This is a genomic window from Dactylosporangium sp. NPDC050688, from assembly GCF_040654515.1.
In the GTDB taxonomy this organism is placed as follows: Bacteria; Actinomycetota; Actinomycetes; order Mycobacteriales; family Micromonosporaceae; genus Dactylosporangium.
Genome location: NZ_JBFAIC010000009.1, coordinates 93,490 through 103,972, shown reverse-complemented (window position 1 = coordinate 103,972; position 10,483 = coordinate 93,490). Strand labels below are relative to the sequence as shown.

The window sequence follows — 10,483 nt, the reverse complement described above, 5'->3', positions numbered from 1 at the left end:
GCCTGGCCTGCGCGTCCAGTCGGCCCCGCGTGCGCGCTCAGCTGGCTCGCCTGGCCAGGCTTGCTCCACCGTCAGCTTGCCTCGCCCGGCCGGCGCGCCCGCCTGGCCCGCGCGTCCAGCGCCGGCCTGGCCCGCGTGTCCAGCCGGCCCGCGTGCGCGCTCAGCTGGCTCACCCGGTCAGGCCTGCTCCACCGGTCAGCTTGCCTCGCCCGGCCGGCGTCGGTCATCCCGCTCCCGTCAGGCGCCTGCACCACCCTCCGCGACTCGACCCCCGGCTACGGGGCGAGGACGTCGTCAGCGTCAGCGATGGTGTACGCGTAGCCCTGCTCGGCCAGGAAGCGTTGCCGGTGGGCGGCATACTCGGTGTCGATCGTGTCGCGGGCCACGACCGTGTAGAAGTGGGCCTGGCGCTTGTCGGCCTTCGGGCGCAGGACCCGGCCGAGGCGTTGCGCCTCCTCCTGGCGGGAGCCGAAGCTGCCCGACACCTGGATGGCCACGGCGGCCTCGGGCAGGTCGATCGAGAAGTTGCCGACGCGGGAGATGACCAGGGTCTTGAGCTCGCCGGCGCGGAACGCGTCGAACAGGCGCTCGCGCTCCTTGTTGGTGGTCGAGCCCTGCACGATCGGCGCGTCGAGGAACTCCCCGAGCTGGTGCAGCTGGTCGATGTAGCCGCCGATGACGAGGATCTGCTCGTCCTTGTGCCGCTCGATCAGGGCCTTGACCACGGGCAGCTTCGTGCGGGCGGTCGAGGCGACCCGGTAACGCTCCTCGGGCTCGGCGACCGCATACGCCATCCGCTCGGTCTCGGTCAGGGTGACGCGGACCTCGACGCACTCGGCGGGCGCGATCCAGCCCTGCGCCTCGATGTCCTTCCACGGCGCGTCGTAGCGCTTCGGGCCGATCAGGGAGAACACGTCGCCCTCCCGGCCGTCCTCGCGGACCAGGGTCGCGGTCAGGCCGAGCCGGCGTCTGGCCTGCAGGTCGGCGGTGAACCGGAAGATCGGGGCGGGCAGCAGGTGGACCTCGTCGTAGACGATGAGGCCCCAGTCGCGGGCGCCGAACAGGTCCAGATGCGGGAACACGCCACCGCGGCGGGTGGTCAGCACCTGATACGTCGCGATCGTGACCGGGCGGATCTCCTTGCGCTCGCCGGAATACTCGCCGATCTCCTCCTCGGTCAGACTGGTCCGGGCGATCAGCTCGCGCTTCCACTGCCGCCCGGCGACCGTGTTGGTGACCAGGATCAGGGTGGTCGCGTTGGCCTCGGCCATCGCGGCCGCGCCGACGAGGGTCTTGCCGGCGCCGCAGGGCAGGACGACGACGCCGGAGCCGCCTGCCCAGAACGAGTCGACCGCCTCGCGCTGATACGACCGCAGGACCCAGCCGTCCTCCGCGAGGTCGATTTGGTGCGCCTCACCGTCCACGTAACCCGCGAGGTCCTCGGCCGGCCAGCCCAGCTTGAGCAGCGCCTGCTTCAGCCGCCCGCGCTCGGACGCGTGCACGATGACGGTGTCGGCGTCGATGTTGGCGCCGAGCATGCCCGCGAGCTTCTTGCTCTTGGCGACCTCGATCAGCACCGCACGGTCCAGCCCGCGCAGGACCAGCCCGTGCACGGGGTCGTTGAGCAGCTGCAGCCGCCCGTAGCGGTCCATCGTCTCGGCGATGTCGACGAGCAGCGCGTGGGGCACCGGATACCGCGAGAACCGCAGCAGCGCGTCGACGACACCCTCGGCGTCGTGCCCGGCGGCGCGTGCGTTCCACAGGCCGAGCGGCGTCAGGCGATAGGTGTGCACGTGCTCCGGCGAGCGTTCCAGCTCGGCGAACGGCGCGATCGCCATCCGGCACGCGAGCGCGTCGGGATGGTCGACCTCGAGCAGCAGGGTCTTGTCGGACTGGACGATCAATGGACCTTCGGGCACGCAGCCAGTGTCGCACGCACCTGTGACAGTTCCCGGAATGTGGGAGGCTTCGGAGTCCCTGCAACCTTTCGGGGGTCGGATCGCGTCTGAGGTAGTGACTGCCGTGCGATGGAGGCGACCAGCTTCGCCTCCATCGCTTGTTGTGTCGCTGCTGGGCCAGCACGGCGGTGGTGGGAGCCGGACGCTCGCGTTCGGACCGGGAGATGACGGTGTGGTCGCGGGGGCCGGCTACCGCTCGACCGGTCGACGCAACGGGGGTGGGCGCGTCGTCCGCTCCACCTCCGTAGACTGGTCGGCGTGGGTCGGCGGTTCGGCGACAGGGCGGCCTTGACGTTCGGCGGGATCGCCGCGGTGGCGGTGGCCGTCGGCTGGTTCCTGCTGTCCTCGCAGGTGGCGCACACCGACGTGCAGACGGCCGTGAGCGAGTCACTCGGTGCGATCCTCGTGCTCATGCTGGTGGTGTCCGTGATCGGATCCATCCGCCGAGGGTGATGAAGAACCGTGACAGTGGGCGATGAGTCGGTACGCTGTGGAAGGTGACCGACCTGGAGGGCGCTCCGGCATCGGCTGTGGACGATGACGCCACGGTCGGCTTCTCGCCGCTGGCCATGGTCGGCGTCGGCGCGGTCGGCGTCCTGGGCCTGGCCTGGTTCCTGGTGTCGTGGCTGGTGCTCGGCAGCCCGCTCACCGACGCGATCGGCGAGACGGTCGGCAGCCTCGCCGCGATCCTGCTCATCGTCTCGATCATCGGCGCCGCCCGAGCCAGCACCCGCTGACGACGCCAACGCCCAACTGACAAAGACCGACAAAGCCAGCACGCCGCTGAGAAACCAGCACCCCGTCGACAAAAGACAGCGCCTAGCCAGGTGTCTCCTCCAGTGCCGCCGCCGTGATGCGGTGCAGCGCGAACGTGTGCAGCATCTCCGTCCGCTCGTCCTCGGCGCGCAGATACCCGCCCCCCATCGACACCGGCCTGACCAGCCGCGACGCCGTCGCCCCGTGCGAGTCGACATAACCGACCCAGACCCGGGTCTTGTCGCGAAGCGCCTGCTGGAGCACCTCGAGCGCTTCGGTGTGCGAGGAGGTGGACGTACCGTTGGCGCGCACCGTCACTGGAGCACGGCGGGCGATTCGGGCGGCCGCGTCGCCCCTGCGGATCTGCTCGATGACGCCGGCGAGGCGTGGGGTGGACAACCGGGCGGCCGCCGCCGGGTCCTCGATGCCGCGGTGCGCCCAGCTGGGACGGGGCGGGCCGCGCCGGGCCTTCGGACGCGTCAGCACGGCGGCGCCGGTGGCGTCCTCCTGCACCGGCGGATACCCGGCCTCGCGCAGCGCCTCCAGCAGCCTCGCGGGCGTGTGGCGGCTGGCGAGGACCGTCGGCGCCAGGCGGCGCAGGGTGAGCCCTTGGAGGCGGCGGTCGGCGAGCACCTCGGCGATCAGGGACTCGTCGTCGCTGCGGACATAGGAGTTGGCCGAGCCGACGCGCATGCCGCCGTGCCGGCGGGCCATGTCGTCGATCAGGTACGTGAGCGTCTGCGGCACCGGGGTGCGCGACCGGCGGGCCAGCAGGGCGTGCAGGTCGGCGGCGGTGTAACCGGCGTCGAGGCTGCGGCGGACCGACTCGGCGGTGATGCGGTGAGCGCTGGCCGACTCCTGCACGGTGAGCAGCTCGAGCTCGCCGGCGAGGGTCGGCTCGGGCGGGCCGGGCACGATGACCGACAGGTCGGCCTGCAGCAGGACGTGGTCGACTGGGGCTGGCAGCATCGTGTCGAGCAGGGCCGCCGAGCCGGTGAGGGCGGCGCCGTCGGGCGCGTTGAGGCCGAGCGGGTCGTCGGTGTCGACGCTGCCTGAGACGATCTCGTCCAGCAGGAGCCGCCCGAAGCCGGTGAGCCCGCCGAACCCGGTCATGCCGATGAGGGCGGCCTCGGCGAGGTTGGCCTCGACGACCGCGGCGGCGCTGCGGGAGACCCGGCGCGGCGTGCGCCACGACAGCAGGTCGACCACGTCGGACGGGGCGATGGTGGCGCCGGGCGGGAGTTCGGCCAGGACCTGCAGCGCGGCGCGGCGCTGGGCCGGCACGCCGGGGCGGGACAGCTCCGGGGCGAGCGCGTTGATCGGGCGGTCGCGGTCGTCGCGCTGGCCGATCAGCGCCGGCGCGCGGGTCATCGTCAGCCAGGTCACGGCGAGGCGGTGCCAGCGGGCGGCGATCCCCAGGGCCCGCCACACGTCATAGGCGATGGTCGGCAGGAAGACGCTTTCGACCCGCTTGTTGTCGATGATCTCCTCGCCGAGCAGGCCCGCGGCGGCGGCGAGCTCGACCAGCAGCGCGGCGGCCGGCTCCTCGACGCCGATGAGCTTGGCGAAGCGGCGCAGGTCGCGCACGCCCATGCCGCCGGAGCGCAGCACCGACGGCGGCTCGGCGTTGACCGCCTCGACCAGCGTCTCCAGGTTGCGCACCAGCTCCAGCACCTGGCCGGCGCCGGCCCGGTCGAGCTGGGCGGCGTCGCGGGTCGGGGTCGGCACCTGCGGCGGGTCGGGGTGCAGCTGGCCGAGCGGGCCGGCGTCGCGGCGCAGGACCAGGGACACCTCGACGGGCAGCTCGACGGCGTCGCGGCTGACGGCGACCAGCAGATGCTGCTCGACCAGCCAGCGGACGGGCGAGTCGGGGTCGGAGCGCAGGCTGGCCGGGGTGACGGTGCCGACCGGCGGCCCGGCGGCGAGCCGGTCGAGCACGGCACGGGCGGCGGGCGGCGCGGCCAGCAGCGTGCGGCGCAGCTTCGCGGGGTCGGCGACCAGTGCCCCGGCGAGCGGGTCGAGCTCTGCGGCGGGCCGGCCCAGCCCGGCGGGATACGGCGAGCAGACCTCGTCGACGGCGCCGACGATGCGCAGCGCGCTCTCGTGCCCGTAGGCGATCCCGTGCTGCACGAGCAGGTCGATGGCGCCCCGCACCCTGGCGGCCTCGACCCCGGACGCGGCGGTGAGCGTCAGCACGGCCTCGGTGGACGTGGTGTGGCCGATGCGCGTATACCGCAGCGCGTCGAGGATCTCGAGGGTGAACGTGTCGAGCCCGTCCAGCGCGCGGGCCACCGCCACGCGGGACTGCGCCCGGTGCGCGAGCGCCGAGAAGTCCGACGGGGGCGGGATGACCAGGTCCGGGCGCAGCCGGATGAGCGCCATCAGCCCGTCGTCGGGCAGGGCGCGGAAATGGTCTGCGAGTGAGGTCGTCATCTCACCTCATACGCTAACCGGCCCGTATGACAAAAGAGGGCGGGGCCGACGGCCCCGCCCTCTTCCGAAGGGGTTGTTACTTCAGTCCGTTGCTCACCGAGGTGATCAGTTCACCGTTGGTGGTGTCACCGGAGAGCTCCCAGAAGAACGCGCCGCCGAGGCTCTGCGTCTTGGCGTAGCTCATCTTGCCGGTGATCGTCGCCGGGGTGTCGTAGCTCCACCAGTTGCTGCCGCACTTGGCGTACGCGGTGCCGCCGACGGTGCCGGTGGCCGGGCAGGTGTTCTTGAGGACCTTGTAGTCCTCGATGCCCGCCTCGTACGTGCCGGGGGCCGCACCGGTCGCGGTGCCGCCGGGCGCGGACTGGGTGACACCGGTCCAGCCGCGGCCGTAGAAGCCGACGCCGAGCAGCAGCTTGCTGGACGGCACGCCCTTGGCCTTGAGCTTGCTGATCGCGGCCTCGGAGCAGAAGCCCGCCTGCGGGATGCCCGAGTAGCAGCTCAGCGGCGAGTGCGGGGCGGTCGGGCCCTGTGCGTTGAAGGCGCCGAAGTAGTCGTACGTCATCGGCATCAGCCAGTCGAGGTTGCCCGCGGCACCGGCGTAGTCCGTCGCGTCGATCTTGCCGCCGTTGCTGCCGTCGGCCGTGATGGCGGCGGTGATCAGCTTGCTGGTGCCGAACTTGGCGCGCAGCGCGGCGATCACGTTCTTGAACGCGTTCGGGCCGCTGGCGTCGCAGCTGAGGCCGCAGGCGTTCGGGTACTCCCAGTCGATGTCGATGCCGTCGAAGACGCCGGCCCACCGCGGGTCGTTGACCAGGTTGTAGCAGGAGTTCGCGAAGGCGGTCGGGTTGGCGGCGGCCTGGGTGAAGCCGGCCGACCAGGTCCAACCACCGAAGGACCAGATCACCTTCAGGTGCGGGTACTTCGCCTTGAGCTTCTTGAGCTGGTTGAAGCTGCCGCGCAGCGGCTGGTCCCAGGTGTCCGCGACGCCGTCGACCGAGTCGGCCGCCGTGTACGCCTTGTCGTAGTCGGCGTAGCTGTCACCGATCGAGCACTGGCCGCCGGTCGTGTTGCCGAACGCGTACAGGATGTGGGTCAGCTTCGCGGCCGAGCCGCTCGTGTCGATGTTCTTCACGTGGTAGTTGCGGCCGTAGACGCCCCACTCGGCGAAGTAGCCGACGACCTTCTTGCCGCTCGGGGGGTTCGAGGTCGGCGGGTTGGAGGTCGGGGGATTCGACGTGGGCGGGTTGGACGTGGGCGGGTTGGAGGTCGGGGGGTTCGACGTGGGCGGGTTCGTGGTGGGGGTACCACCGCTACAGGCCACGCCGTTGATCTTGCAGTTGATCGGGGGCTTGGCGCCGCTACCGTTCATGCCCCAGCTGAAGCTGGCACCGGCGGCGAGCGTCGGGGCCCACGACTTGTTCTTCGCCACGTAATGCTGACCGGTGCGCACGACGTCGGCGTCCCAGAAACTGGTGATCTGACCGCCCGCGGGCAGGTCGAACTCGAGAGTCCACCCGTTGATGGTGCTTGAGGTGCCGTTGGTGACCTTGTACGTGGCGCCCCAGCCGCTGCCCCAGTCCTGGTCGACCGTGAACGTTGCGCTGAGGTTGCCGGCGGCGTTGGCGGAAGTGGTGACAATTGGGACGACGGCCCCGGCCACTGCCAGCGCGGCGGCGACGATGAGGCCGTTGCGGACGGATCGTTTCATCGCGTCTCCTGGATGATCCTTTAGGAAACTTTCCTAAAAGTGTTGGTGACGCTAGTGGCCAGAGTCTCACCTCGTCAATACATGATCGGCGAGTATTTCGATGGCGCACCTATCGTGACCTGGGCATCCTTAAAGGTGTCTCAACAATCGGTTGTCATTGGCTTTGACCTTGACATGACGCTCCTCGACACCAGGCCAGGCATTGCTGCGACGTACCGAGCGCTCACTGTGCGTACCGGTGTGCACGTCGACGCGGAGCTCGCCGTTTCGCGCCTCGGACCGCCGCTTCGCGCGGAGATATCCGAATGGTTCCCGCCCGAGTCGGTTGAGGAGGCTGTCAGGGTTTATCGCCTGCTGTACCCGGAGCACGCGATCACCCCCGCCGTCGCGCTGCCCGGTGCCCTGGCGGCCCTGGCGGCGGTCCGCGCGGCGGGTGGCCGGATCGTGGTGATCACGTCGAAGCTCGGGCGGCTCGCCTCGCTTCATCTCGCACATCTGGACATTCCGGTCGATGAGGTGCACGGCGACGTCTTCGCCGAAGAGAAGGCCTCGGTACTGCGATCCGTTGGCGCGACCGCGTACGTCGGCGACCACGTGGCGGACATGCAGGCCGGCGTGCTGGCCAGGGTGCCCGTCCTCGGTGTCACCACCGGACCGTGCTCCGCCGATGAGCTGCGGGCCGCCGGCGCCTCGGCCGTGAGCGCCGATCTGCACGCGTTCCCGGCGTTTCTCAGGGGCGTGATCTCGGTTGGCCGTCCGGGAAGCGATGACTAGCCTTGAGGCGTTGTGGGTGGGACGGGTCAAAGACACTGGGGAGCAGGACAGCGTGCCGACGGGTCGAGTGAAGTGGTACGACCAGGAGAAGGGTTTCGGGTTCCTCACCAGCGACGACGGTGGCGACGTCTTCGTGCACAAGGCGGCGCTGCCGGCTGGCGCGGGTGAGTTGAAGACCGGCCAGCGGGTCGAGTTCGGGGTGGTCGAGAGCCGCAAGGGCAGCCAGGCGATGCACGTCAAGCTTCTCGACGCGCCGCCATCGGTGACCGAGGCCCGCGCGGTCGCCAGCCGCCGCCAGCCCGACGAGCTGCACGGGCTGATCGAGGACATGATCAGGGTCCTCGAGGCCAAGATCCAGCCTGACCTGCAGCGGGGCCGTTTCCCCGACCGCAAGACCGCCAAGACCGTCGCGGAGGCGGTCCACCTGGTGGCCCGCGAGCTGGAGGTCTAGCCCGCCGGTCCTGTCTTCCTGGGTTGTCAGGCGCCGACGAGGGGTGTGGCTGGGACCAGCCCCTCGGCGGCGGCCCTGGTCAGCAGGGCGTCGACCGCCGCGTGACCGTCCGGGCCGAGTGACGAGGTGAACTCGTTGACGTACAGGGCGATGTGCTGATCGACGACCGGCTGCTCCATCTCCTGGGCGTGCGCCAGCACGTAGTCCCGGCTGCGGGCCGGATCGGCCCACGCCTGCCGTACCGACTCCTTGATCCACGCGGTCGCCTGCTCCGGGTCGACCCGGTCGCGGTGCGCGATGATCGCGCCGAGCGGGATCGGCAGGCCCGTGTCACCCTCCCACCACTCGCCGAGGTCGGCGAGCGCGTGCAACCCGTGCCGCTGGAACGTGAACCGCGCCTCGTGGATGACCAGCCCCGCGTCGAACCGCCCGGCCGCCACCGCCGGCATGATCTCCGCGAACGGCACGATCTCCACGCGCTTCGGCGGCGCACCGGCCGACCAGAGGCGCATCAGCAGGTACGCGGTCGTCCGATCACCCGGCACCGCCACCGTCCTGCCCTCCAGGCTGGTGATCGCCTGGTCCTTGACGAGGACCAGCGGCCCGCACCCGCGCCCGAGCGCCCCGCCGCACGGCAGCAGCGTGTACTTGTCCAGCAACCACGGCAGCGCCGCGTAGCTGACCTTCACCAGGTCGAACTCGCCCCGCTCGGCCGCGGTGTTGGTCACGTCGACATCGGCGTACGTCACGTCGAACGCCGGCGCCCCCGGCACCAGCCCGTGCGCGAGCGCGTGGAACACGAAGGTGTCGTTGGGGCACGGCGAGAAGGCCAGCGAGAGCGTCACGAGTCCGAATCTAACGCCGTCCGTCCCCGCCGCATGACGAGTCACGAAACGCCTGCTGTGACCCTTGCTACAGGCCAGCGCCCACCCCGGCCTCAGGGCTCATCCCAGCTTCAGCGAACGCCCGCCCTCAGCGCGCACCTGGCCTCAGCGGACGCCCCCTCCAACGGACGCCCGGCCCAGCGCCCGTCCAGCCTCAGCGAACGCCCAACCTCAGCGCCCACCCGGCCCCAGCGGACGCCCGGCCTCAGCGGAAGTCCGCCCCAGCGGACACCCGAAGCAGGCAGCCGCCCAGGTCAGCGGCCGCCTAGGGTGGCGAAGGCTTCGCGCAACGTCTCGAGGGCCTGGGGGATGCGCCAGGCGGCCCGGTCGCGGGGGCCGACGGCGTTGGAGACGGTGCGGATCTCGCCGAACGCGGTGCCCGGCCACAGCCGCGCGGCGGTGGCGACGCCGAAGCCCTCCATGGCCTCGGCGACGGCGTCGGGGTGGCGCTTCTGGACCAGTTCCTTGGTCTCGGCGGTGCCGGTGACCGTGGAGACGGTGAGGACGGGACCGCCGACGGCCTCGGGGAGGGCCTGGCGCAGGGTGCGCAGCAGGGCGGGGTCGGCGTCGTGGCGGGCGGTGCCGAAGCCGAGGTCGTCGACGCTCTCGAAGCCGTCGGGGCCGGCGGCGCCGAGGTCGGCGGCGATGCTCTCGGTGGCGACGACGAGCCCGCCGATCTCGACCCGGCCGGCGAAGCCACCCGCGATGCCGGCGGACAGGACCACCCCGAACGGGCGGCCGTCGTTGACGGCGGTCGTGGTGAACTGCGCGGTCACGGCGGCCGCGGCGGCGGGACCGACGCCCGCGGCGACCACGACGACGGGCGCGCCGGCCTCTAGGTCGTCGGGGTGCGGGTCGGCGATGCCGAGCCCGGCGAGGACCGTGGTCCGCTCGATCTCGACGGCGGTCACGATCAGTGCGCGCTCATATCCCAGAAACGGTCTCATCGCTCGTCATCCTCCAGGCGTCGGGTCGAGTCCATGCCCGAAGGGCGGTACAGCGTGTAGCCGGGCGGTGCAAGAGGTGCCGTCTCGTCCACGTCGACGGCGGGCATCTGCCGGGTCTCGCCGACGGCCTGCCCGCCCGCCGGCCCGCCGGACGCGCCGCGCCCGCCGGACCCGGACCCGGACGTGCCGCGCCCGCCGGGCCCGGACGGCCCGCCGGACGTGGCCCGGCCCGCCGACCCGCCGCCGGTGGCGGCCGGACCGGCGGAAGCGGCCGACACGGTGGCCGGACGGCGGCGCAGCCATCCGAACCGGCGCCGCGAGCCGTCATCCCCGGCGCCCTGATCGACCGTCGGCGACTCGCCGGTGCGGGACTGGAACGGCATCCGCCGGGTCGCGCCAGCGCCCCCAGCGCCAGCGCCCCCAGCGGCGGCACCCGTCCCGGCGGCACCGGCAGCGCTCCTGGCACCCGTCTTCGGGCCGGCACTCCCACCCGCCGGCCGCGGCACGGTCGTAGCGTCAGCACTCCCGCGCCCGCCGAAGCCACCGCCCGCGGAGCCGCCGGCAGAGCTGCC

At 71.8% G+C, this 10,483-nt stretch carries 9 protein-coding genes; 4 read left to right on the top strand and 5 right to left on the bottom strand.

Annotation, left to right across the window (positions count from 1 at the left end; all coding sequences use genetic code 11):
• Positions 1 to 275: 275 nt before the first annotated feature.
• Positions 276 to 1,919 (bottom strand): DNA repair helicase XPB, encoded by a 1,644-nt coding sequence (locus AB0H83_RS11585; RefSeq protein WP_360090781.1) that lies wholly within the window; start codon positions 1,917 to 1,919, stop codon positions 276 to 278.
• A gap of 297 nt (positions 1,920 to 2,216) precedes the next feature.
• Here AB0H83_RS11585 and AB0H83_RS11580 point away from each other — a divergent pair, with 297 nt between their 5' ends.
• Both AB0H83_RS11580 and AB0H83_RS11575 read left to right on the top strand, forming a co-directional pair.
• Positions 2,217 to 2,411: a hypothetical protein gene (locus tag AB0H83_RS11580; protein ID WP_360090778.1), complete on the top strand. Its 195-nt coding sequence runs from the start codon at positions 2,217 to 2,219 to the stop codon at positions 2,409 to 2,411.
• 44 nt (positions 2,412 to 2,455) lie between these two features.
• Complete coding sequence (locus tag AB0H83_RS11575; RefSeq protein WP_360090775.1) at positions 2,456 to 2,695, top strand: hypothetical protein; 240 nt, start codon at positions 2,456 to 2,458, stop codon at positions 2,693 to 2,695.
• Positions 2,696 to 2,777: 82 nt separating this feature from the next.
• On the opposite strand, the gene AB0H83_RS11570 is transcribed toward AB0H83_RS11575, so the two are convergent.
• Together AB0H83_RS11570 and AB0H83_RS11565 are read right to left on the bottom strand one after the other, a co-directional pair.
• The gene (locus tag AB0H83_RS11570) at positions 2,778 to 5,147 is read right to left on the bottom strand and encodes a helicase-associated domain-containing protein (protein WP_360090772.1); all 2,370 of its coding nucleotides are present in this window, start codon (positions 5,145 to 5,147) and stop codon (positions 2,778 to 2,780) included.
• Positions 5,148 to 5,223: 76 nt separating this feature from the next.
• The gene (locus tag AB0H83_RS11565; protein ID WP_360090769.1) at positions 5,224 to 6,855 is read right to left on the bottom strand and encodes a glycosyl hydrolase family 18 protein; all 1,632 of its coding nucleotides are present in this window, start codon (positions 6,853 to 6,855) and stop codon (positions 5,224 to 5,226) included.
• A gap of 81 nt (positions 6,856 to 6,936) precedes the next feature.
• Between AB0H83_RS11565 and AB0H83_RS11560 the strand changes: the two genes are divergently transcribed.
• Entirely contained in the window at positions 6,937 to 7,629 is a 693-nt protein-coding gene (locus tag AB0H83_RS11560; RefSeq protein WP_360090766.1) for a haloacid dehalogenase-like hydrolase, read from the top strand.
• Positions 7,630 to 7,681: 52 nt separating this feature from the next.
• Entirely contained in the window at positions 7,682 to 8,080 is a 399-nt protein-coding gene (locus tag AB0H83_RS11555; protein WP_033364916.1) for a cold-shock protein, read from the top strand.
• 26 nt (positions 8,081 to 8,106) lie between these two features.
• On the opposite strand, the gene AB0H83_RS11550 is transcribed toward AB0H83_RS11555, so the two are convergent.
• Together AB0H83_RS11550 and AB0H83_RS11545 are read right to left on the bottom strand one after the other, a co-directional pair.
• Positions 8,107 to 8,925: a 1,4-dihydroxy-6-naphthoate synthase gene (locus AB0H83_RS11550; protein WP_360090762.1), complete on the bottom strand. Its 819-nt coding sequence runs from the start codon at positions 8,923 to 8,925 to the stop codon at positions 8,107 to 8,109.
• 293 nt (positions 8,926 to 9,218) lie between these two features.
• Positions 9,219 to 9,911: a futalosine hydrolase gene (locus tag AB0H83_RS11545; protein ID WP_360090759.1), complete on the bottom strand. Its 693-nt coding sequence runs from the start codon at positions 9,909 to 9,911 to the stop codon at positions 9,219 to 9,221.
• Between the last annotated feature and the right edge of the window lie 572 nt (positions 9,912 to 10,483).

Coding starts and splice junctions, on each gene's coding strand:
- AB0H83_RS11570 (WP_360090772.1), bottom strand. CDS start 5,147: ATGACGACCTCACTCGCAGACCATTTCCGCGCCCTGCCCGACGACGGG.
- AB0H83_RS11560 (WP_360090766.1), top strand. CDS start 6,937: ATGATCGGCGAGTATTTCGATGGCGCACCTATCGTGACCTGGGCATCC.
- AB0H83_RS11545 (WP_360090759.1), bottom strand. CDS start 9,911: ATGAGACCGTTTCTGGGATATGAGCGCGCACTGATCGTGACCGCCGTC.
- AB0H83_RS11565 (WP_360090769.1), bottom strand. CDS start 6,855: ATGAAACGATCCGTCCGCAACGGCCTCATCGTCGCCGCCGCGCTGGCA.